The following is a 21,905-nucleotide window of genomic DNA, read 5'->3' on the forward strand; positions in this document are numbered from 1 at the left end:
AGTTTATTTTGTTTTAAACTCATCTACAAGCTTTAAAAGTTCCTTTGAATCAAGAGAGCTCTTATTAGCTTCCTCAGTTATTCCTTGAGTCTTTGCATATATATCTCCAACATCGCCGGAAATTTCAGAGGAACTTGAAGCTACTTGACCTACAGCACTTAAGATTCCTTCCATATTAGAATTTATATCATTCATAGAGTATGCTATTTGATTTGTTATATTTTCAAACTCACCTATAATATTTTCAAACATATCTCCATCGTTTTTATATTCTCTGCTTATATCAATAAGCTGGTCGTAATCCTTAAGTATTTCCGTTTCCATTATATTAAGCATATTCTCCCCTGAGGAGGACAATTCCTTTATTACTAATAGCGCTTCATTTACTATCTTTTTAATGCTTTCTGCCGCTGTACTTGACTGGTCAGCTAACTTTCTGACCTCATCAGCTACTACAGCAAAGCCTTTTCCAGCATCTCCTGCTCTTGCTGCTTCAATAGCAGCGTTTAGTGCAAGTAGATTTGTCTGCTCTGATATAGCTAATATAGCTTCTGTCATTTCTCCTATTTTATATACAACCTTTGAATTATCAATAGCCTTTTCAAGTCTGTTCTTTGATTCATCATAAGCAGTAGCTACCTTATTTTGAGTAGCCTTTGCATTAGACATTATAACTTCCGCCTTTGACTTGACCTTGTCTGCAAGAAAAGCTCCTTCCTTTGCTTTATCTGAAACAACATTTATAGTGGTTTTAACCTGATTTACTTTTTCAGAAACCGAATCTATGGCCGCACTTGATTCCTGCATGCTGGCCGAAATCTGTTCTGTAGCTACAGTAACGTTGTAAACCTGGTTTCCTACTTCGCTATACATATCTTGGGTCTTCTGAACTAATAAATATGTTGAATTTGTACGTTCCTTAACAGAATTAAGAACTTCCCTTAGGTGGCTTGTGGCTCTATTTAGTGAAGTTACAGTCTGCCCAAATTCATCACTTCTATTAACTATAATTTCATGAGTAAGATCATATTCTGCTAAGCTTTCAGAATACTTCTTTATCTTAGTTAAAGGATTAGTTATATCTCTTCCTATAAACAGCCCCACCGCTACCCCTAAAACTATAAATATTGCTGTAAATACTATAACGTTAGTTCTTAAGGCATAAACGCTTGATAAAAATTCAGATTCATCCATTGTAATGCCAATAGACCAGTTTGTTTTATCTATAGGTGCATAACCAATAATCCTTTTGCTGTTTTCATAAGAATAAGAGTTTACACCTGCCTGTGCCTTTGACATTGAAGTTAATATATTGTTAAACAACTTGTCTTTACTGTTTTTACTTGTCTCTTCAATTAAGTTAGTACCTTTTTCAAGAAGTTCTTTATCTTGATGAGCTATAAGCATTCCATTATTATCTACTATAAAGGAATAGCCAGTTTTTCCTGCTTTTATATCGCTTACAAGTCCAACAATTTCACTAGAATCAATCTCTCCCACTAGAACTCCAAGCTTATTACCTGATTCATTAATTATTGGAGAGGCAATTCCAAATACTAATGCCTTATCACCAGCAGCGCTCTGCCCTGTAGGTATAACAGTAATATCCCCATTAATGGCAGATTTAAAAAAATCCATTTGGCTGAAATCAATGTTTTTTAAAGTATTATCGGTACTAGTTCCTTTTCCATCCTTGCCTAATATATGAAATCTAAAGTATCCAAGGCGTGTAGCTTCACCTCTTAAATATGTTTTACTCTTATCAATTTGAGTCTGTTCTACATTATTATTTACTAAAAGCTGAACATCTGCTCTGCTTGATAATGCAAATATTTCAGTTTTTTTATTTTCAATGGATTGAGATATCAATTTTGAAGCATCTTTAGCTCTCGCATTTAGAGAAGCTTTTGTTTCATTTTGTAAAGCTCTTGAAGCATTATAGTAAGACATAGTACCTAGTATTCCGCAAACTACAATCAGTAGAATTGATATTTGTATTACTATCTTAGTTCCAATTTTATGTGATAGCCCTTTTCTTTTACTCGAAACTGCCGGCACCTTCTTTACTTTATTTCGTAATTTACTAAGCTTTTCTTTGTGTTCAAACGTTTGCATTTTCGTGCCTCCCTGCTTTTTCTTTTGTTACTTTTTATTATAATACTAAATTAAATCATTTACAATAAACAAAAATTCAGGAAAAAGAATTTTTGGTCCGTATTTTTTTCAAAATATTAATTGTTAGAATAAAATAGCAGCCGATATAAAAACAGCTGCTTTAAAAATAGTTAATGATAACCTATTTGTATTCTTTTAATTCGGAGGAGCTACAATAAAACTACTTCAACCTAACTTTATCATATTCATTTAATAGCTTGTCTAATTTTTTGCTAATTAAAATTACATCATTGCTTGTTAGTTTGTCAGCCTTGGTTATAGCCAACTCCATCTCACATCTTACGATGTCTATTTTGTCCGCTAACCTTTCAAGGTTGTACATACCATTTCCTCCCTTTACTTTTATTATAGCAAAGAAATGCCAATTCTCAAGTAACATTTGTTACCACTTAGTTGCTAAATATGAATTATTTGTTAAATAATCGATATTATTAAATATTTGAAATCAGAACTCAAAATAATCAATATACTTTTTGACACATCGGTATCATAATTAAAATAAATGTATATGATATATTGATAATTTTTTAGGAAGTGTTGTAATGATTGAAGCTGAAAAGTTAGCCCAGCTTATAAATATTATAGAAGATGATTTATTAATCCATGTAAAATTGAGAAGTATAGATGATTATGACCCTATAGTTGCAGAACATATTCCATATCCATGGACTCTCATAGGATCAGGAAATTATGCAGCAGTCTTTTCTAATCCTTATTATCCTGAAGTAGTTATAAAAATATACGGGGAAGGCCGACCCGGGATAGAAGAGGAAATTGAAGTGTACAAAAGACTTGGTTCTAATCCTGCCTACTCAGAATGCTTTTATCACTGTAGCAATTATCTAGTGTTAAAAAAACTGAATGGAACCACTCTTTACGATGCTATAAAGAAAGGGATTCAAATACCCGAAAAAATAATACAAGATATTGATAATGCTCTAGAGTATGCAACAGCCAGAGGTCTTCATCCTCATGATGTACACTTCAAAAATGTTATGGTGAATAATAACTCTGGTATAGTTGTGGATGTTTCTGACTTTTACCATAAAGAACACTGTATGCTTTGGGAGCACTCGAAAAAAGCTTATTATAAAATATATTTACCATTTTTATATAAGCTTCATCCACCTATACCTGACTTTTTATTAAATTTAGTTAGAAAATGTTATCAGCTTTATAAAAGAACTAAAGGAAAATAAATTACATTAAATAAAGCCTAGAGTTAATCTCTAGGCTTAGCTTAAAACTTACTAATCAAATTAAAATTTTACTTTTCATTTTTCTCATTTTCTTTATCTAACTTGTTTGATATTAATAAAAAATATACTCCGCCAAATATAAATATACCTAAAACAATTGCAATTAATATATCTTGAGCATTCATACTAATCCCTCCTTATTAAATCATTCAAAAGGCATTAGTATCTTCTTTATACTTACTCCCATTAAAGTATACCGTTCTAATATAAAGTATTATCTTGATGATATAAAGCGGTGGATTATTTAGCAAGAAATATAATGCGCATGCAGCTATTATATAAATCTCGATACTTTCTACTCTTTCATCAATGTTTATTTTTAAAATTCCTAAATCAATATTATCAGCATGTTTATAATCAATGATATTACTACCATGTAATGAAGCACTTATTATTGTTTGAGTATTTTTACTGGCACTTTTACTATCGTTATTAATATTTGCTGATGGAACTGAAATTTTTATAAATAAAACAAATAATATAAATAAAATATATATTACACGTTTTTTTCGTTTCATCAAAATAATTCCCCTTGCTGAAAGTTAATAATGATATTATAACTGATTAAATTAAATCCGTGAATATAAGTTCATAAAATAAATAATTAATTTTGGCGCTGTTTAATAATAGTGTTGCTATAAGCATATTCTTTCATATTTTTGAAAGCATATCTACTGCAAACCAGCATGGTTACAGTAAATATTTATATATTTAAATATTTTCATAGGTTTATATTTAAATATATAAATTATAAAGGGACCATTACTTGATTTTAATAAAGACCTGTTTAACAAGAGTATTGATACAAATATTTTTTTACATTGTAGAAGGCACTAGAGCAGGTATTAATAAGACTTTGAATAACCTGCAGCATTTCAATACGTTTCTTTAACAGAGCATTAATTGTAAGCAATAAAAATACCAAGGCTATAAAAGTCTTGGTTTTTCTTTAATTATTTACTGGAGCTCCCAGGGGGATTTGAACCCCCGACCTACTGATTACGAATTACACCGAAACAAAAAATCAGCATATATATAAGAAAATACATGCTATATAAAAGCCTGTATTCAAGCCGTTTTTAGGAATTTTTTGTATAAAATCAAAAACAGAAAAAAACTAGAAATAATATGCGGCGTTGGCAAAAATAAATATATATATATTGTCCTAGAAGTATTAATATATCTACTTTTATAGCTAAGTATTTCTGTAAGTAAATATAATTATTTATACCTTATGTGTAATTAGTATGGGAAAATAAGAAAAGAACTAAGATCTTTTCAATATCTGGATTGTCCTCGGCATACCTTCTTTCCACATTATTGTTTATGCAAAGATTTCAAAATTTAAAATGCACTTTATAACACAGCTATAATCTTTATAGCTATTTCAACTTATGTAAATTTATGGTATTCTGTATGGTATAATAAAGAAAATTTTTATTTAAAATTATCACATTATATATGCAGAAAGGGGAAATTTATTATGCAAAAAAGAGTTCTAGGAAGAACAAAAGAAGAGCTGTCCATAGTTGGTTTCGGCGGAATTATAGTCACGGGGGAATCTCAACATGATGCGAATAACTATGTTGCAGAAGCCATTGATGCGGGAGTAAATTACTTTGATGTTGCCCCTACTTATGGGGATGCACAAGATAAGCTTGGTCCTGCTCTTGTCGGAAAAAGAAAAAATGTATTCCTAGCCTGCAAAACAGAAGACAGAACTAAGGACGGCTCTAGAGCACTGCTTGAGGAATCCTTAAGAAAGCTTAATACTGATTACTTTGATTTATATCAATTTCATGCAGTTACTACCGCTGAAGATGTAGAGAGAATATTGGGAGTAAATGGTGCTATGGAAACCTTCATTAAAGCAAAGCAGCAGGGACTTATAAAACATATAGGATTCTCAGCTCACTCTGAAGAAGCCGCTATGGCTTTAATGGATAGATTTGATTTTGACTCAATACTTTTCCCTGTTAACTGGGTAAATATTATGAACTCAAACTTTGGGCCTAAGGTAATAGCTAGAGCTAAGGAAAAAGACATGGGAATACTTGCTTTAAAAGCTATGGCTAAAACAAAACTTGAGAAAGGTGCAGTCAATAAATATCCTAAAGGCTGGTATGAAGCCATAGATGATAAAGAACTTGCAATGCTTGCATACAGGTATACTCTTTCTCAGCCTATAACTGCAGCAGTGCCTCCAGGGGATATAGAGCACTTCAGATGGGCAGTAGAGGCAGTTCAAAACTTTAAGCCTGTAAGTAAAGCTGAAGAAAATACGCTGTCAGAAAAATGTAGAGGACTAAAATCCTTGTTTCCCCTAGGCTGATAAACAAAAAATAAAAAAATCGTGCGATGCAATATTCGTACGATTACCGTTGAATTCAACTAAAATCTTAATAGAGAATATATAAAAAATTAGAAAGCAGCCAACTATATTTAAATAGCTGGCTGAAATAATTTAAACCATTCTATGTGTTTTTAAGTATGACTTTATAACATCATTCCTTAACGTAATATTTTACTAGAGCTATTTTATCAAGTAAGTAGGAGTGAAAAAAATCTATTTAGCTCTTGAGTTTTTATTATTTTAATTGATTAGAATATTGATATATTACCATATATATAAATTTCTCCTGAACATGTTAATCAAGTTTGTTTATGACTTCCTCAAATGTTGTACTGTATGTTTTCCCTTTATAAACCGCCACCATATCAATTTTTATCTTTGCATCTCTAGGTACTTCAGTTCTATTTGCAGGTATAAGCTTCATATCTTCTGATGATTTACCCGAAACACTAACATCTCTTCCTATAATATGAAAGGTTACTTTGTACGATACATCATTGCCAACAAAGCTATAATATATTCCATTAGGCTGTGTCGAATAGCTTAAAAACCTTAATCCGAAAGCATCTACTAAGTTCCCATTTGAGTCCTTAACGTTAAACATATCATATGATGCGGATACAATATAATTAACACTGGATCCAGTACTTCCAGAAGATGGCTTACTAGGTTCTTGAGTTTTTTTCTTTGCATCCTCTTGAGCTTTCTTTTTTGCATCTTCTTCTACTTTCTTTTTTGCATCTTCTCCTGCTTTCTTCTTTGCATCTTCTTCCGCTTTCTTCTTTGCATCTTCTTCCGCTTTTTTTTGTATCTCTATATTATATTGTTCCACTAAATTCCCTGCTTCTTGATTCAGAGGTTCTATCTTTACAATGTTGTCTAGAAAAACTATTGCTTGACTATAATTTTTATTTTCAGCTTCTTTTTTTGCATTTACCAGATTTGCTTTTATATATTCGCTTTTTGCAAAATCAGCTTTTAACTTGGATTCCTCAAAGTATTTAGTATCTTTTTGTGGAACCTTTTTGAATTCATCTATAGCCTCCAAATACTTTCCATCATCTAATAGTTTCGTTGCCTCATCATAACTTATCTTTGATTTTTTTAAAATATTTACCAGCTCAATGTTAGAGTTAATATCGCTGTTATGTTTGTCGCTATATTTTATGGACTGTCTAAAATAATTTACGGCATCATCAAATTTTTCGTTTGCTAGTGTTTCAATTGCTAGCTTGTAATATTTGTTGTAATTATAATTTTTATAGGCATATACAGATGTTGGAATAAAAATAATAGCTATTAATATTCCAATTATTAATAGGCCTAAAGACTTATTTTTAGTAAAACCAAATTTCATAATAATCCCCCACAACATTACTACTTTCGTACAAAGCGATTTTTTATCATTATAATACTAATGTATAAATGTATTTCTATATAGATTACAGAATACCTTTTAAAATACATTATATTTTCTCGACACCATTTTACATAGCTATCGGATTAACCCCTTCGCTTTGGACAAAACCTAATAATTTTTCTGTTTTTCTCAAATTTACACACTTATTTCAGTATTAGTTAGGTTTTATCCAAAATTAAGATTATAAAATTCATTTGGTGATATAAAACTTAAGCTCGAATGCATTCTCCTATTGCTATAGAATTCCATGAGGTCGGTTATTGTTTTGTATGTTTCTCTCATTTCAATTTTCTTACGCATAATATTTTTCCTCCTATTACGTGCGAAAAAACAACGCACGCTTATGTATTTTTGCAATACACAACGTGCGTCTATTTTAAACGTGCGTTAATTCAGTTTTTTCAATGCTTTCCAGACAAAAAAATGGTGCGAGAGACGGGACTTGAACCCGTACCGCCTCCCACACGCCCCTCAAACGCGCCATAAGTTTAACGTATCTCAAAGCTTGTATTTAAGCCATTTTCGGTTAATTATTACTAAAAACTATCACACATATTTCAACGTGTTTCATTATTAATATAATAATCATATATTTAATAATAATTCAACTAAAATCTTAATAGAGAATATATAAATAAGTAGAAAACAGTCAGTTATATAAATAGTTGGCTGCTTTCTACTTATTTATAAGGTATAGCAATACTTCTATGGGAGATTGCTAATTATTTATGCTTATGTTGTAAATTCTAAATGTAATGGTTTGATGACAATAATAAAAGCTATCTATTAACTTCAACCTAATAAATAAAAACTTATTATCAAAAAACTAAAAAAGCTGATTAGATACTAATCAACTTCTTAGTGTTTATATTAAATGGGGGGACTTATTTGTCATGTTTATATAATACATTCCAATTATGACCATTCCATGACTTTTTTAGAAACTATATATTAACTACATTTTAATAATTAGTAAATAAAAACAACCAACTAAAAAAAATAGTTAGCATTCAAAGTACTAACTATTAAATAAGGAATTGATTATGAAAAAATTAACCAAATTTTTATTAGCAATCCATTCTGGCATAGGTGTTAAAATTAAAACAAAAATTGGTACAAGTATTAATCGAATTGTTGTAATTTTATTAGCAAGATTCATAGCCTCAACCCCTTACTATTTTAGTTTAGTATATTACTATTGGAGAATCGTATATATTATACGACCCTGCAGAACACCCCTTATTTTGTCATACCATCCACCGTTTCGTACTCAAGATGCCGAAAGGCCTGGAGCGACTGCACTTAGCTTTGCAGATGTGATTTGCAATCTTCTCATGCAATGAGGAATTGAACATTTTGTTATCAGATGGATATGGATATAAAACTTATAATAATCTCCATCTCATCCCTAATGCATTTATCCATGTCCCTTCGTAATCTTCCTGTTCTGAATTCACATCATCATCATAAAACAAAATAGCTTCATCTCTTAGCATAATAGTTGCTGAAAACAAATCAGAAGAATAATTATCTTTCGCAGGCCGCAAATTAAGTGACAATACACCTTCAAAGACAATTTCTATACTATCAGACCAACCACTATCAAATTTCAGGAATTCTTTGTATAAAATTAAAAACAGAAAAAAACTAGAAATAATATGCGCCGTCGGCAAAAATAATTAACATATAAATTGATAAGTCTGCCAGTGAGTCTCTCAGTTAATATAGTAAACGCACACCTGCCAAAACTACTTACATGAAGTATACGCTACCTCCACACGTGTGTCAATTATTACAGGATACTCAGTAATGCTTTCATTCTTATATTTTTTGCCCTTGTCGTAGAAGTATTGATATATCTAACTTTTATAACTAAGTATTTCTGTAAGTAAATATAATTATTTATAACTTGAGGTGGATTAGTTGTGGGAAAATAAGAAAAGAACTAAGCTCTTTTCAATATCTGGAGTGTTCTCGGCATACCTTCTTTCCACGTTATATATCCTTTTTCTTTTAGCTTTTCCAAATAACTATGCATCGTAGAAGTTGATTTTATTTAAAATAGATGCATTAACTCTCTGGTAGTTGGAGATATCTTATTATCATCAATATAAATAGATATTATCTCTAGTACATTCTTTTGTTTTTCTGACAATTTATTACTCATAACTTTCATTCCCCTTTTTTATAACTTCCATAAAATCCATTTACATGTCTTTAGTTCATACTTTAATTCAAATAACTTCCACTGGTTATTAATAACACTTTGGCATCTAAATATCAGCATCTCATTTCCTGCCAGTTTCTCTTTATCCTTATGCAAGATTCTATCTACTTTTATTACTCTCTCACTTTCATCTTCACTTGTTAACTTGAATCTAACAGGATGAGGTGACCCTGTTTTTTCAAACCAGCACACCATATCCACAGGCTTAGCAATTATCTTCATAATTTCACCTACCATGAATCTTCTTTATAGCCAAATTATATTAGAACATTTGTTCGTATGTCAAGTATAAAAAAGTAAGTTTATTAACATGTTTAATAATCCTTTATTTGTTAAGAGTTTAAGCAGAGGTGAATTTCATGTATGATGAAGAGGAAAGCTTTTATGCTACGGTGAAGCTGATTGTTAAAGAGAGTAATAAGAAGAGAATAAGACTATTAGAAAATGAGCTTATGGCCTTGGGATGCGTTAATGAAGAAACTGGAGAAGATATTATAAGAGCTACGTTTTGTTTTAAAAGCATATAATAAAAATAAAGCTCTGGAATAAACTCCAGAGCTTTTATTTAATAATATAAACAACATCATTACACTTTTTACATATTAAAGCTATTGAACCATCATCAATACTTTTTATGCTGAAATTTTCTAATGCTTTCTCTGTTATGATTTTTTCTATATTTCCACATTTGCAAATAAGTTTCGTAAATATCACTCCAAACATTTCTACATTGTATTGCAAATATAATATTCTCCAAATGAATTAAAATTCCTTGAAAAAATAAAAAACAGTAACCATATTTAGATAGCTACATAATATATACCAGGACAAGAAGTCCCACGATTTTATATATAAGGGAGGATATTAATATGCCTAATGATTCTAGACTAATTAATGATTTAGCACGACACATAGGACAAACAGTAACTATTTTTACAACTAGTGGAGGTCAATCTGGAAGAGGATTCACAGGAGTTCTTGCATCAGTCAATTGTGATTTTGTTAGACTTGTAACTAATATTGGTCCAGCACCAGGATGTGCATTGGGAAACTGTTGTGAAGAAAGAGAAGAAAGAAGACGTAGAAATGACGAATGTGAAGAAGAATCTTTCGACAGAGACAGAGATAGGGACAGAGATAGGGATAGGGATAGAGACAGAGACAGAGACAGAGACAGAGACAGAGACAGATTTGATTGTAATGGAAGAAGAGGACTAGGCGCAGTAGTTGATATTCCTGCAGATAGAATTGCTGCTTTTGTTCACAATGCTGTAGGAAGTGAAGGTTGGTAATAGTTACATCAAATTAAATCTTTCTGAAAAGCAAATAAACTTGGAGGGATTTCTCCCTCCAGGTTTATTGATACGTCATATAAGAATAGGTAATTGGAGTTTTATAACTTTCATCTGGGCTTTTAAGCCAATCATGCCTTTCTTACTTTTCATTAAGCTCGCCGATAACATTTCCGTCCTTATTAAAAGACAGTTTTATTGTCTTAGTCACTATATCTCCATTATTAAACTCTGCAGAAACAGTTATGGTATCTGCCGGCAAATCCTCATAAAGTATATTACCATCTTTTTGTAGAATACCCATGGCGTTATCCGGCGACCAGTTTATAACTTTACCCGGGGTTGCTTTTACTACCAGCCCCTCTTTGAAATATGGAGGCCTTCCATTCTCTTTATTGTATATCTGCATATATCTTCTTTCTCCTGTTGTGTCTGGAGATCCATGGAAGCCGATCGTATAATCATCAAGGTTTATATCTTTTCCATTGAAATATTTGTTTTTGAATTCATCAAGGTCCCCGCTGGCCCACAGCTTTGAAAAAGCTTTCTTAATACTGTTATAGCCCATTTCCGGATTTATGAGATCTACTGAAACAGGAATTTGGCAAATGTACAGTTCTCCCTTTGTCTCCATCTCTTTCATGAGTTCCACATCAAAATAATGAAGCATACCATTCTCTGAAGTATATGTGATATTTACAATATTTTCTCCCATACTGGTTAGCCCCAAACTTCCACCTTCAAAGTTAACCTCGTATCCATTGCTTTTCTTTACATTTCCTCTTTTAATTTTTCCGGATGGCATTTGGATTTTTAAATTGGGTTTCAACTCATTCTTTGTATTTGGATCTACTTTAATACCAGGTGAAGTTTTAGAATTATCAATTGATGCTGCATAGGCAACTATCATGAAGTCATTTTTCTGCTTAACTGTAGTCCCGGTGTCAGGGTTATTTTCAGCATATTTTGTATTGGGTATCAGAGACATATTCGGAAAGTTGAACAATAATACTGCAGCTATGATTAAAAATGTTGTTGCAAACCTGAATGATAACCGCACATGTCTGCTTGTCCTGCGTTTGTTTGCAATACTATTCCTGGTGCTTGAGTTCAGTACATTTTTCAATATAAGGTCTTTATCAGCTATATTTTCATCAATCACTCTTTTAAACAACATACTTTTTTTCATATACATTATTCCTCCTGAAGACTAAATTTATCATTTATTTCCTTCAAAGTCCTGTACAGCCGGTTTTTTACCATAGACTCGCTTATCCCCAAGCTTTTTGATATATCACAAATCTTTAAGTCATGACTGTAGTATAATGTGAAAATTTTAAAAGTGAGTATGTCTCTTTCTTTCAGGTACTGCCATATATCATTGCATATAAGTTTATCATCGCTCAATTCCTCGTCATATAATCCTTGCTCGAAATTTATTAAGGTTTCATCCTCCGATTGTGAAAATACCGGTATAAAATTCTTTGTGAAACTAAAAATACCATAATACTTGAATAATTCATGCTTTGCTATTTTGATAGCATACCTTTTATGTTCCCTGATATCACCCTTGGCTTTAAATCTTTTATAGAAGCTCAGGTATATATTTTGTATCAAGTCCGGAATATCATCCGGATTATGGCATTTTATCACCACAAATCTCAGGACATCACTATATGTAGAATTATAAATGTCTGTAAAAAGTTCATTTATCTCCGGAACTTTCAATTATAATCACCTCCTACTATAAAGGATATATAAATATGGTATTTTGTTTCAATAAAACTAATTTTTTTATATGTCTTCTTCCCAAATAAATGTTACACAAGGGAACAACTCAATACAGGGTTATTTGTGTTTTTTGGTGAATTAATATACCGGATAAAACAGGAGACTTTTTACGAAAGGAATTTAAGAGAAACCTTGCAAAATAGTCAGGAAAGCAAAAGAGATGCCCTTTAAAAGAGGACGTATTAATATACATGTATGCTGTATCCGCTTAGAACTTAGTTGTAATATCCCAGAACTCTTATTCAAGATATTGTTTAGTAGCTATATTTTAATTTAATTCTATTTAGTATAGCTATAAAAAATTAAACCTATAATTGATAGACAAAAAAAGTTTAGTAAAATAAACTTCAATAGATATTCTCTCTTTTTATAAGGATATTCAAGGATGAACATCTTGTAAGAAATAATACTTGCAAGAGAAGCAACAGGTGTTCCTAGTCCACCAATAGTTACTCCATAAAATAATGCATGCCAGTTGAATGTAAATGGAGCAAGCAAAATACTGCTTGGCACATTACTTATGATTTGGCTTAATAGCAATGCAGACAGATAAGTAGTTGCTGGTGTATGAGTTAGAAATGTTAGGTAACTTCGTATTATAGCAATATTTGATATATTGCCTACAAAAATGAAAAAACAAATAAAAGTAAGTAACAGCTGGTAGTCAAGTTTTCTAAATAAACTTCTATTTAAAACTAGTGTTACTAATATTAAAATGGGTAAAATCACAAAATATGGTATAGTACCAAGAACACTAAATATCAGTAAAACAAATAATACTAAAAACACGGTTATTTGTTTTTCAAGTATTGGTGTTTCATTTATGGTAAAAAAAATTCGTTTAGGCCTAACAAAGAAGGTTATACAAATTATTAAGAACAAACTTGCAATACAAATCGGTAATGAATAAGAAAAGAAGGTCTCAACAGGCAATTTGTAATGAGAGAAAATGTATAAATTCTGAGGATTCCCAATTGGTGTTGCACAGCTTCCAAGATTTGCTGAAATTGTTATAAGGATAGTGGGGAAAATAATATTATAACTGCTTCTCCTAGAGATATTAATTATGATTGGGATAATTGCTATCAATGCTACATCATTTGTTAAAAACATGGCTGATACAAAAGCAAATAAGCACAAAACCTGGAGTAAAATTCTTTCATTTTTACACCGATTCAAAATCAATAACGATATATGGTTAATCAAGGAGTATTCTTCAAAAGCTTTCACAATAATCATTAATTCAAACAAGCAAATAATCACTTTAATATCTAAGTACCTCCAATTTGGAGTGTTGAAAAATGAAGTTATAATAGCAGCAAATAAGGAAATGGATAAAAACAAATCATTTTTCAAAGCTGCTTTTATTTTTGCTAATATTTCAATTAAAAATTCGTAATTTTCATTTAATAGAAATGATTTAAATCCATACAAAGTATTTAAGACAGTTTTCATTATAGATCACTCCTCTAATTATTTTATATAAAATAAGATCTATATTTTTTATGACCAATTAAATAAATAAAAATATTCATTTAAACCTCTGAGATAGGTATGACCATTTCATAAATATGAATTGGTGATATTGGCAAAGCAACAATAATAGGAATAAATGCTGAAATAATATCTATAATGCATTAGCAAATTAGATATTATTTTGTAAAAATAATTTTTTTATGCACAAATCTGGAAAAAGATTATATTTTGATTTATGATGTAAATACATTTTATTTGTCATGATTTAATGGAAGAACTGGATCATGCCCATTTCTTTCATGTGGTGGAACATGTCCTCTCAGGTGAGGTGGTAATGGTTCATTTAAATCATAATCTTCAAGGATTGCCTGAGCTTCAAAATGAGTACAAAGCTTTTTAATGGTATTATAAAATGAATGTTTTTCATCACTAGATAGATTTTTAAATATTTCTTCTGAAAAATCATTCTGATTTTCAAATTTTTTTACAAATTCTAATCCTTTAGGGGTTAAAAATACCCGCATTTTACGTTTATCCACTTTATCTTTTGTCCTGTTAATAAGGCTTGAATGTTCTAGTTTATCCAGAAGCTCTGATAATGTTGCTGCTCTGATATCCAATATTTCAGTAAGTTCTTTTTGGTTCAATCCATCATTTTCAGCTATAATATTTAAAAGTCTGACCTGGCCACGATAAGGTGTATAATGAACTCGTGTTTGATATAAGCTTCTTTGGTACATATTTATAAATTTGTTTAGTGCAATTAATAATTCATTTGATGAAATAATTATTTTTTCATCCTTTCCATCAAAAGTATTGTTGTCCATTTGAATCCTCCTCGAAATATAATAAGGTACCTAACTATAATATTAATATAAACTGTTTAGATAACTAAGTCAAGAAATATTTTAAGGTACCTAATTAATTATGTTGATATTTTGTCTATTTATGAACCAAATAATCTATAATTTTCATACAACTTCTTAAATATAATCTCAATAACATTTTAATATATTCTATATAAGAAGTTAAAATCGTGATAAAGAAAAAAGTTTTGATTGTTCAGAACTTTTCCTTATCTTTATTTACATTCCTATTTTAATATTTTACTTGATATTATCTTCATTGTTATATAAAACAACTTTATTCCTTCCAGTTCTTTTTGCTTTATATAATGCATTGTCAGCATGTTCTAAAAGCTCATTTACATTTTGTGTTATATTCGGATATGTTGAGACTCCGATAGAGATAGTTATATTTATAAATTTTTTATCGGATATATAGAATTTATTATTCTCTATACTTTTTCTTATTCTCTCTGCAATTTCCATTGCACTATCAGATTGACAATTATTCAATAGAATGGAAAATTCCTCTCCGCCATTACGAAATACATTATCATATATTCTACATGAATTACGTAAAATATCAGCTAAATCTTTCAGTATAATATCTCCAATATTATGGCCATAGGTATCATTAATTTTCTTAAAGAAATCTATATCTAAAAAAATTAGTGATAAATACCCATCATTTCTTATTGTCTGTTGAGCCACAATATTAAAAACTTTATCAAATTGTCTTACATTATTTAATCCAGTTAAAAAGTCCACCGTAGCTTCATTTCTAAATTTCCAATATAGTTTTATAGCTTCATTTATATATTCTGTATACTTAAAAACGAAATATGACATTATAACTGTACTTAAACTATATGCGATAAAAATTTCAAGTATTGAACTTGGATCTTTAATAAGAATTATCATTGGAAATAAATTAACTGTTAATAAATATCCGATAGAATAAATCCACTTTCTTTTGTTAGTTACCTTCATTGCGCTAATAAAGCAAAACCCTATTCCTATTAGTATAATGGCTATCACTGCAAGTATAGACGCATAAGAAATACCAAAATGCCAAATTCGAAATATCCCAATTATTATTGAAGCAATAATTGGAGGTATTACTCCTCCATATATTGCAGATAATAAAATTGGTAAAGCCCGAAAATCTGTAATTATCGTAGGAGCAATCTTTACGCTATACATCATAAGTATTACCCCTAAAAGGCCTGCCCATAAACCTGTTATAAATTTTAATAGAAATGATGATTTGTGATTTATGTCTATTCTCCTTATAAAATTTTGAGAAATACTAATAAATGCTATTAAAATACATGAATTTATGAATATTTGAGAAACCATAACTATTTACTCCTTTTAATTAATACATAAATTCCTCATAAATATATTAATTTTTTTCATAACAATTATCAGTGTATTACAGATTATTGCTTATTTCAACATTTTCATTTTCAATAATTTGAATATTTTCATATATAAATGTCATATTTTCTGCTATTTCTATTAGTCAATTTACCTTGCCAGTAATTTTGCCCTGAAGTATCTGCAGCTCTATCAAAAAACAACCTATACATTATACTTACATAGTCAGAATCCGAAAGCCATATCTGCAGCTGTGCCTGAACTTAAAACCAATCTATTAGCCCAATAAGAAGGGCCATCCTGGTCAGGTTTTCTGTCTAGTGATTTAGAGTAGAACCTATATGTAAATGCAGTTATATCTGGATATCTATCAACAACATCTGTTATTGTTATGTTTCCTTTTACTATATTGTAGCTTGTACATATATCACCAAACTCTTTCCAATTAACAAACGATGTAAATACATATCGTCTTGCTATTCCACTGTTAAGTTTACTTGACCAGTAATTTTTTCCTGAGCTGTCCGTTTCTATATCTCTATTGAAAAACGTACTGTACATAATTCTTAAAAATTCAGAATCTGAAACATTATTATTTATAAATTCTGAACTGAATATAAAAGAATTAGCAACTTCTGCACCTGAGGTTGAACCTGTATTAAGTTTATTTAACCTTGTATTGTTTAAATAGAAGTTCCCTATGAAGTTATCGTATTCCCTTGGCTTGTTACTGTACTCTTCAAACTTGTAAAAGCAACATCCAAAGTTTGATTTTCTCTATCAAGCTTTACTCTTGAAGATTTAAGCGTAGTTGTATCACTATTAATCTGTACATTAGCAGAAGAGCTATGGCATCATTTTACAACTATATGAGATACAACAGCTGAGTGCTTCTGATATATAGATAGGGTTCTTATTGATAAAGTTGAATTGAAAGCTCTAAGATGGGCAGTACATACTATTTTGTCAGCCGATGAAATAGTATAAGCTTTAAATAGCTGCGGCTGTACTTTTGAGTGTGCAGAAGAACTTAGTGTTACAGAAAAGTTTTGAATTAAGTTGCTTGATACATATGCAAAAATAAATGTCGCTCCAAAAACTTATGATAGCTATAAAAATATGATTGATACATATATTGTTCCTAAGATTGGAGCAATAACTCTAGAAAAGCTGAAGCCTCTTCATATACAAAATTTTTATAAGAGCTGTATTGAGGAATTTGGACTCTCCGGAACATCAGCATTATACTGCCACAGGATATTGCATACTGCATTAAACCAAGCGGTTAGATGGCAGCTTATTAAAACTAACCCTACAAACATGGTTGATAAGCCAAGAAAGAGCAAGCCTGAAATGAAAGTTTTAGACACTCACGAAGTTGATTCGCTGCTTAATAGAATAAAGGACTTAAGCGTTTATATTCCAGTATTTTTAGCCGTTACTACTGGTATGCGCAGGGGTGAGCTCTGCGGTCTTAAATGGGAGAATGTTGACCTTGATGAAGGAGTAATTTATGTAAAGAATCAGCTTCAAACTATTGATAATATTAAGCAGATAGTTCCTTTAAAAACTGCAGGTTCAAAGCGTAAAGTTATATTACTAGACTATACTATATCTATTTTAAAAGAATATAAGGATCACCAGGAAGAAAATAAAAAAGTCTACGGAGATAAGTACAAAACAGAAAACTTCGTACTTTCCCACGTAGACGGAACGCCTTTTGATCCTGATTATATATCAAGAAACTTTGCTCGTTGGATACATCCTATATCTAAAGAACTTAATATGCATAAAATTAGGTTGCATGATTTACGCCATACCCATGCTACGCTACTTTTAAAAGCCGGGGCTAATATAAAAGCAGTTAGTGAAAGGCTTCGCCACACATCTGTGGCTATGACTTTGAATACTTATAGTCATTTGCTGCCCGATATGCAGAAGGATGCGGTTAGGAAGTTGAATGATTTGTTTTATAAATTGTAAGATGAACAATTATATGACTTTACAATATATTTTATAAAATACTTCAATCTGTAGATGCCAAATTAGCCACTATAGGAATACCCCTTAGCTGCAATTGCATCAGGAAAGTAATATTCATTGGTGATACTTATAGCTCTACCAAAACTTAGTATAGAGGCCTAGAATTATCAAGTCTGCTTGTCATAATTCTCTATGTTAAAGCGAACTTGGGTGTATTGTTAGGTGCTCTCTTATTTTAGTTCTTATGAAAGAACCCAAATACTACTTCAATCAGATATATTTTATATCAAACTTGGTATATATGTTTTAACAGCATCAATAATTTTTTTCTTTGTTTCAATATTTCCTGATCTTTTTAATAGATTTATTATCTTTTGCCTATATTGCCCTTTTTGCAATCCGTATTTTGAATCAGCACATTTGCTTAATTCTTTAAAGTTAAATAATTTTATAATACTTTTATAATCTTGAGCTTGATCAAAAAGGTAGCATTTTGATTCATATATAGAATTAATATTTTCTATAGAAAACTTATTATTAATATTTTCTTTGATCTTTTCCTTAGTTACTTTTTCATCAAATTTTATTATATTAAGTTGGTGATTGATCTCTTTAACAAAGGCTTCTTGTATTTGTTTTGGTTTTTGTTCTTTAAATATTTCAATAATTAAATTTTTAACATTCTCTGCTGTCCCACCCTGGCATCCAAGATGTGCTTCCATAAAATCTAACAATTCTGGCACAATAAATAAATTTTCAACCTCAGCTACATCAATAGCATATATACCATTATCTTTTAGTGAGTCAATTTCATTTTGTGGCCTAAAATCACGATCAATAATTCCGTATACTTCAATATGATTAAACTTTGAATAACCTTTTTTAGCTTTAACATAATTTATTACCTGAGAGCATCCACCACATGGTATTACATGATAATCATGATCTTTATATAATTCTTGATAAATAAGGTAGTCCAGGCTATCCTTAGTACCTTCTACAAAAATAACTTTCTTTTGAGTACCAATAATTTCAAATATCAAACCTTCAGGTAAATCCGAATATTCATTTATTAACAAGAACTCATATTCCCATTTATCCAAACCGTTAAAAGATTTTACCCATAATACTTCATCAACATTCCTTGATACAGCAAAATCTAAATCGTGAGTAATATACATAAATACACAGTCTTGCCGTAACTCTTCAAGTTTGTCCCAAAGTTTATTAAGTATAGCTTTATGAATATGCAACTCAGGCTCATCAATTATTATTAATGAATTAGATTTAACCGATAGACATTGAACAATCATATATAGAATTACTCTTTCTCCATCACTCATCTCTTTACCATGATAACGAGATTCATTAGTTTGAGCATGTACTTCGTTACCTGATAAATCAATTTGCCTGTTGGGCAACAGATATTTCCAAATACTTTCGGCTTGTTCTTTCATAGATTCATCTGCAATAGGTGATGGTTTATTTTCAGCTTGGGCTTTTCTACATTTTTCATAATATTCTTCTGTTTGTTTATTATTTCGTGCAAAAAATAATGAAAGCATTTTATCATAATCATTTAAAAAAGATGTTGCTGGATTATTATTAAACCTACTACCTAATTTAACCGAATATTGACTACTATCACCAATAAATGCTTCTTTCTCTGATACATCTAATCCTTTTATAATTATATTATCACTTAATTGTAAGGATTTTTGAGCAGATAATCTATGTACTAAAAAATTATCGCTATTGTAAAAGTTTCTATAATTGTTATCATTTAACTCTTCTATCTTTACACTAAAACGTGTTTTGCCGGCTCCGTTTGATCCAAGTACTACTATCGGTTTCCCCTTTTCAAACTGCTTACTTTCCCCATTTGGAAATTTGATATTTATTGTTTCCATATGAATCCCTCCAACCTAAAATCTGATCCTTTTGGCCAATATTGACTTTTTACAGTATTTATTTAAGACTAAACATATTTCAAGTAACTTAAAAATCTCTATACATATATAGCTATATACCATTAATAAACTAATATTCTCGACGTTAATGCTAAAAACATAATTATATTAATCAATATAATTATAACTTAATCTTACTGGGATTACATCTACTACATATTAATCCACAAATTATTTAACATAAATGTTATTAATTTTATTTTTATACGTAAGGAATATATATTAACACAATAATGTATATTCTATTAAAAATATTAAAATAAAAGATGATTACTCAAATTCAAATTATTAAAGTACTCATCTTAAAACTCTCTTTTATTATTAAATTATTTTTTCGTCGGCAATCCGTCGGCAAAATCATTTTTTCTATTTATTAAAGGCTCTGAAAGCCTTGATTTACTGGAGCTCCCAGGGGGATTTGAACCCCCGACCTACTGATTACGAATCAGTTGCGCTGCCAGCTGCGCTATGGAAGCATTTTAACTTACTCATTCATTATATTTGTCGCCCACTCTAATGCCTGGGTGTATAGCTCAGATATGTCCTTTTCGCTTATATTAAGTCTTCGAGAACATTCGCTAAGCATTCTAAAATCTCCGTTTTCATAATAGAAGATTAGATCGTTTATAAATTTAAAAATGTTTTCCTCTCCTAGAAGTGCTGCTTTTATGTCATCTGCTAATGGCAAATCCACAAGGGCTTGCTCCATTGGTTGATTTAAAAGGACATCTATGTTTGAAAACATCTCCATAATAAATATTTCTGAAGCTCTGCTTTTAAAATTTATTTTCTCTGCAATTGATTCTCCAAATTTTGCTCTTACAATGGATATATCCATTACAGCTTCGCTGTTTGTATCTGAAAAATCCCTTATGGTCACTAAAGCAATCCATTTCATTAATTCTTTCTTGCCCATCAAAACTAAAGCCTGTTTAATAGATTTTACTTCTGCCATTAGTCCCAGCGTTGCAGAATTGATATACTTTAAAAGTTTGTAGGAAAGAGCTACATTCTTCTTTATAACATTTTCTATATCATCTACTCTAAAAGTATCTTCCTTAAGGAATTTTAAAAGTTCAAAACTACATAAATTATTTGTAGGCATTTCTTTTGCACTTAAAATAGTAGGTTTACTAAAAAAATAACCTTGAAAATAAGTATAACCTAAATTTACAGCTTCGTTGAAGTCTTCTATGGTTTCAACTTTTTCAGCTAAGAATTTAATATTACTATTATTAACTTTCTTAATTATATTTTTTCTCTCTTCACCTTTTGTGATCAAGAAATCAACTTTAATATAATCTGCCAGCTGTATAAGCTCTTCATAGTCAGACTTAAAAACAAAATCATCCAAAGCTAATTGATACCCTCTAGCCTTAAGCTTTTTACAGCATTCAACCAATCTAGCAGTAGGGGTTACAGTTTCTAAAATTTCTATTACTACCTTGTCCTTGGGCAAAAGAAGAGCTGTTTCGTTTAGAAGAAGGCCTTCTGTGAAGTTTATAAAGGCTCTTTTCCCATTAGTCATATTCTTCATGCCTATAAGAGTAAAACTATTTGTTATAACATCTAAAGTAGCCTTATCTCCATCAACTTCGTTATAGTAGTTTTCTTTATTTTCTCTAAAAAGGAGTTCATAATAAGCTACGCTTTTGTTGGTATTCAATATAGGCTGTCGTGCAACAAATACTTCCATTCTTACCCCCAAAGTGCAAACCATCATATACATAATTA

The 21,905-nt window shown here is 30.4% G+C and carries 23 protein-coding genes, 2 tRNA genes and 1 pseudogene; 6 read left to right on the plus strand and 20 right to left on the minus strand.

The genetic code is table 11. The features are described 5' to 3' along the window. Positions 1-3 precede the first annotated feature (3 nt). A complete protein-coding gene (locus JK636_RS17090) occupies positions 4-2,115 on the minus strand; it encodes a methyl-accepting chemotaxis protein (RefSeq protein ID WP_202750202.1) in 2,112 nt (703 codons plus the stop codon). 220 nt (positions 2,116-2,335) lie between these two features. Continuing rightward, on the minus strand, positions 2,336-2,497 hold the full coding sequence (locus JK636_RS17095) for an aspartyl-phosphate phosphatase Spo0E family protein (RefSeq protein WP_202750203.1): 162 nt from the start codon (positions 2,495-2,497) through the stop codon (positions 2,336-2,338). A gap of 220 nt (positions 2,498-2,717) precedes the next feature. Here JK636_RS17095 and JK636_RS17100 point away from each other — a divergent pair, with 220 nt between their 5' ends. Then, positions 2,718-3,374 carry a protein kinase family protein gene (locus tag JK636_RS17100; RefSeq protein WP_202750204.1) on the plus strand — a complete coding sequence of 219 codons (657 nt, stop codon included), beginning with the start codon at positions 2,718-2,720 and terminating at the stop codon, positions 3,372-3,374. A gap of 209 nt (positions 3,375-3,583) precedes the next feature. Here the strand turns inward: JK636_RS17100 and JK636_RS17105 are convergent, their stop codons facing one another. Both JK636_RS17105 and JK636_RS17110 read right to left on the minus strand, forming a co-directional pair. Further along, a complete protein-coding gene (locus tag JK636_RS17105) occupies positions 3,584-3,952 on the minus strand; it encodes a hypothetical protein (RefSeq protein WP_202750205.1) in 369 nt (122 codons plus the stop codon). Positions 3,953-4,395: 443 nt separating this feature from the next. Then, positions 4,396-4,496, minus strand: a tRNA-OTHER gene (locus tag JK636_RS17110). 421 nt (positions 4,497-4,917) lie between these two features. On the opposite strand from JK636_RS17110, the gene JK636_RS17115 reads away from it, so the two are divergent. Next, the gene (locus JK636_RS17115; RefSeq protein ID WP_202750206.1) at positions 4,918-5,766 is read left to right on the plus strand and encodes an aldo/keto reductase; all 849 of its coding nucleotides are present in this window, start codon (positions 4,918-4,920) and stop codon (positions 5,764-5,766) included. Positions 5,767-6,082: 316 nt separating this feature from the next. Here JK636_RS17115 and JK636_RS17120 read toward each other — a convergent pair whose 3' ends face one another. The 5 genes and pseudogenes from JK636_RS17120 to JK636_RS17140 form a co-directional block, all read right to left on the minus strand. Beyond that, positions 6,083-7,144, minus strand: coding sequence for a cell envelope integrity TolA family protein (locus JK636_RS17120; RefSeq protein WP_202750207.1), 1,062 nt, complete (start codon positions 7,142-7,144; stop codon positions 6,083-6,085). Positions 7,145-7,372: 228 nt separating this feature from the next. Next, positions 7,373-7,507, minus strand: coding sequence for a hypothetical protein (locus JK636_RS23940; RefSeq protein WP_274601622.1), 135 nt, complete (start codon positions 7,505-7,507; stop codon positions 7,373-7,375). Between the two features lie 1,085 nt (positions 7,508-8,592). Beyond that, positions 8,593-8,766 (minus strand): hypothetical protein, encoded by a 174-nt coding sequence (locus JK636_RS17125; RefSeq protein WP_202750208.1) that lies wholly within the window; start codon positions 8,764-8,766, stop codon positions 8,593-8,595. A 386-nt stretch (positions 8,767-9,152) separates the two neighbouring features. Further along, positions 9,153-9,383: pseudogene (locus JK636_RS23700) on the minus strand (LexA family protein). Between the two features lie 9 nt (positions 9,384-9,392). Next, the gene (locus JK636_RS17140) at positions 9,393-9,656 is read right to left on the minus strand and encodes a hypothetical protein (RefSeq protein ID WP_202750211.1); all 264 of its coding nucleotides are present in this window, start codon (positions 9,654-9,656) and stop codon (positions 9,393-9,395) included. 137 nt (positions 9,657-9,793) lie between these two features. Here JK636_RS17140 and JK636_RS17145 point away from each other — a divergent pair, with 137 nt between their 5' ends. Next, complete coding sequence (locus tag JK636_RS17145) at positions 9,794-9,961, plus strand: hypothetical protein (protein ID WP_202750212.1); 168 nt, start codon at positions 9,794-9,796, stop codon at positions 9,959-9,961. A gap of 34 nt (positions 9,962-9,995) precedes the next feature. Here the strand turns inward: JK636_RS17145 and JK636_RS17150 are convergent, their stop codons facing one another. Then, complete coding sequence (locus JK636_RS17150; RefSeq protein ID WP_202750213.1) at positions 9,996-10,175, minus strand: hypothetical protein; 180 nt, start codon at positions 10,173-10,175, stop codon at positions 9,996-9,998. Between the two features lie 128 nt (positions 10,176-10,303). Between JK636_RS17150 and JK636_RS17155 the strand changes: the two genes are divergently transcribed. Beyond that, the gene (locus JK636_RS17155) at positions 10,304-10,726 is read left to right on the plus strand and encodes an LSm family protein (protein WP_202750214.1); all 423 of its coding nucleotides are present in this window, start codon (positions 10,304-10,306) and stop codon (positions 10,724-10,726) included. 142 nt (positions 10,727-10,868) lie between these two features. On the opposite strand, the gene JK636_RS17160 is transcribed toward JK636_RS17155, so the two are convergent. The 3 genes from JK636_RS17160 to JK636_RS17170 form a co-directional block, all read right to left on the minus strand. Then, complete coding sequence (locus JK636_RS17160) at positions 10,869-11,915, minus strand: hypothetical protein (RefSeq protein ID WP_202750215.1); 1,047 nt, start codon at positions 11,913-11,915, stop codon at positions 10,869-10,871. Between the two features lie 5 nt (positions 11,916-11,920). Beyond that, positions 11,921-12,454, minus strand: a complete 534-nt coding sequence (locus JK636_RS17165; RefSeq protein WP_202750216.1) for an RNA polymerase sigma factor — start codon at positions 12,452-12,454, stop codon at positions 11,921-11,923. A 342-nt stretch (positions 12,455-12,796) separates the two neighbouring features. Then, on the minus strand, positions 12,797-13,972 hold the full coding sequence (locus JK636_RS17170) for an SLC13 family permease (protein ID WP_202750217.1): 1,176 nt from the start codon (positions 13,970-13,972) through the stop codon (positions 12,797-12,799). 194 nt (positions 13,973-14,166) lie between these two features. Here JK636_RS17170 and JK636_RS24165 point away from each other — a divergent pair, with 194 nt between their 5' ends. After that, positions 14,167-14,232 carry a KxYKxGKxW signal peptide domain-containing protein gene (locus JK636_RS24165; RefSeq protein ID WP_202750390.1) on the plus strand — a complete coding sequence of 22 codons (66 nt, stop codon included), beginning with the start codon at positions 14,167-14,169 and terminating at the stop codon, positions 14,230-14,232. A gap of 12 nt (positions 14,233-14,244) precedes the next feature. On the opposite strand, the gene JK636_RS17180 is transcribed toward JK636_RS24165, so the two are convergent. The 4 genes from JK636_RS17180 to JK636_RS17195 form a co-directional block, all read right to left on the minus strand. Next, the gene (locus JK636_RS17180) at positions 14,245-14,820 is read right to left on the minus strand and encodes a MarR family winged helix-turn-helix transcriptional regulator (RefSeq protein WP_202750218.1); all 576 of its coding nucleotides are present in this window, start codon (positions 14,818-14,820) and stop codon (positions 14,245-14,247) included. Between the two features lie 279 nt (positions 14,821-15,099). Continuing rightward, positions 15,100-16,197: a diguanylate cyclase gene (locus tag JK636_RS17185; RefSeq protein WP_202750219.1), complete on the minus strand. Its 1,098-nt coding sequence runs from the start codon at positions 16,195-16,197 to the stop codon at positions 15,100-15,102. 128 nt (positions 16,198-16,325) lie between these two features. Next, positions 16,326-16,430, minus strand: coding sequence for a DUF4214 domain-containing protein (locus JK636_RS24170; RefSeq protein ID WP_202750220.1), 105 nt, complete (start codon positions 16,428-16,430; stop codon positions 16,326-16,328). 13 nt (positions 16,431-16,443) lie between these two features. Beyond that, positions 16,444-16,920 carry a DUF4214 domain-containing protein gene (locus tag JK636_RS17195; protein WP_202750391.1) on the minus strand — a complete coding sequence of 159 codons (477 nt, stop codon included), beginning with the start codon at positions 16,918-16,920 and terminating at the stop codon, positions 16,444-16,446. Between the two features lie 357 nt (positions 16,921-17,277). On the opposite strand from JK636_RS17195, the gene JK636_RS17200 reads away from it, so the two are divergent. Continuing rightward, on the plus strand, positions 17,278-18,201 hold the full coding sequence (locus JK636_RS17200; RefSeq protein WP_274601623.1) for a tyrosine-type recombinase/integrase: 924 nt from the start codon (positions 17,278-17,280) through the stop codon (positions 18,199-18,201). 281 nt (positions 18,202-18,482) lie between these two features. Here the strand turns inward: JK636_RS17200 and JK636_RS17205 are convergent, their stop codons facing one another. The 3 genes from JK636_RS17205 to JK636_RS17215 all read right to left on the minus strand — a co-directional run bounded on the left by JK636_RS17205 (position 18,483) and on the right by JK636_RS17215 (position 21,867). Then, positions 18,483-20,111 (minus strand): DUF4435 domain-containing protein, encoded by a 1,629-nt coding sequence (locus tag JK636_RS17205; protein ID WP_202750222.1) that lies wholly within the window; start codon positions 20,109-20,111, stop codon positions 18,483-18,485. Positions 20,112-20,571: 460 nt separating this feature from the next. Then, a tRNA-Thr gene (locus tag JK636_RS17210) sits at positions 20,572-20,647 on the minus strand. 8 nt (positions 20,648-20,655) lie between these two features. After that, positions 20,656-21,867 (minus strand): EAL and HDOD domain-containing protein, encoded by a 1,212-nt coding sequence (locus tag JK636_RS17215; RefSeq protein WP_202750223.1) that lies wholly within the window; start codon positions 21,865-21,867, stop codon positions 20,656-20,658. Between the last annotated feature and the right edge of the window lie 38 nt (positions 21,868-21,905).

The sequence above is a fragment of the Clostridium rhizosphaerae genome, assembly GCF_016765585.1.
In the GTDB taxonomy this organism is placed as follows: domain Bacteria; phylum Bacillota; class Clostridia; order Clostridiales; family Clostridiaceae; genus Clostridium_AT; species Clostridium_AT rhizosphaerae.

What these genes read in the sequence shown, in the direction of transcription:
- JK636_RS17120 (WP_202750207.1), bottom strand. Translation starts at nt 7,144, where the DNA reads ATGAAATTTGGTTTTACTAAAAATAAGTCTTTAGGCCTATTAATAATT.
- JK636_RS17180 (WP_202750218.1), bottom strand. Translation starts at nt 14,820, where the DNA reads ATGGACAACAATACTTTTGATGGAAAGGATGAAAAAATAATTATTTCA.
- JK636_RS17095 (WP_202750203.1), bottom strand. Translation starts at nt 2,497, where the DNA reads ATGTACAACCTTGAAAGGTTAGCGGACAAAATAGACATCGTAAGATGT.
- JK636_RS17140 (WP_202750211.1), bottom strand. Translation starts at nt 9,656, where the DNA reads ATGAAGATAATTGCTAAGCCTGTGGATATGGTGTGCTGGTTTGAAAAA.
- JK636_RS17115 (WP_202750206.1), top strand. Translation starts at nt 4,918, where the DNA reads ATGCAAAAAAGAGTTCTAGGAAGAACAAAAGAAGAGCTGTCCATAGTT.
- JK636_RS17100 (WP_202750204.1), top strand. Translation starts at nt 2,718, where the DNA reads ATGATTGAAGCTGAAAAGTTAGCCCAGCTTATAAATATTATAGAAGAT.
- JK636_RS17090 (WP_202750202.1), bottom strand. Translation starts at nt 2,115, where the DNA reads ATGCAAACGTTTGAACACAAAGAAAAGCTTAGTAAATTACGAAATAAA.
- JK636_RS17145 (WP_202750212.1), top strand. Translation starts at nt 9,794, where the DNA reads ATGTATGATGAAGAGGAAAGCTTTTATGCTACGGTGAAGCTGATTGTT.
- JK636_RS17215 (WP_202750223.1), bottom strand. Translation starts at nt 21,867, where the DNA reads ATGGAAGTATTTGTTGCACGACAGCCTATATTGAATACCAACAAAAGC.
- JK636_RS17185 (WP_202750219.1), bottom strand. Translation starts at nt 16,197, where the DNA reads ATGGTTTCTCAAATATTCATAAATTCATGTATTTTAATAGCATTTATT.
- JK636_RS24170 (WP_202750220.1), bottom strand. Translation starts at nt 16,430, where the DNA reads ATGTATAGGTTGTTTTTTGATAGAGCTGCAGATACTTCAGGGCAAAAT.
- JK636_RS17105 (WP_202750205.1), bottom strand. Translation starts at nt 3,952, where the DNA reads ATGAAACGAAAAAAACGTGTAATATATATTTTATTTATATTATTTGTT.
- JK636_RS17205 (WP_202750222.1), bottom strand. Translation starts at nt 20,111, where the DNA reads ATGGAAACAATAAATATCAAATTTCCAAATGGGGAAAGTAAGCAGTTT.
- JK636_RS17155 (WP_202750214.1), top strand. Translation starts at nt 10,304, where the DNA reads ATGCCTAATGATTCTAGACTAATTAATGATTTAGCACGACACATAGGA.
- JK636_RS17170 (WP_202750217.1), bottom strand. Translation starts at nt 13,972, where the DNA reads ATGAAAACTGTCTTAAATACTTTGTATGGATTTAAATCATTTCTATTA.
- JK636_RS17160 (WP_202750215.1), bottom strand. Translation starts at nt 11,915, where the DNA reads ATGAAAAAAAGTATGTTGTTTAAAAGAGTGATTGATGAAAATATAGCT.
- JK636_RS23940 (WP_274601622.1), bottom strand. Translation starts at nt 7,507, where the DNA reads ATGCGTAAGAAAATTGAAATGAGAGAAACATACAAAACAATAACCGAC.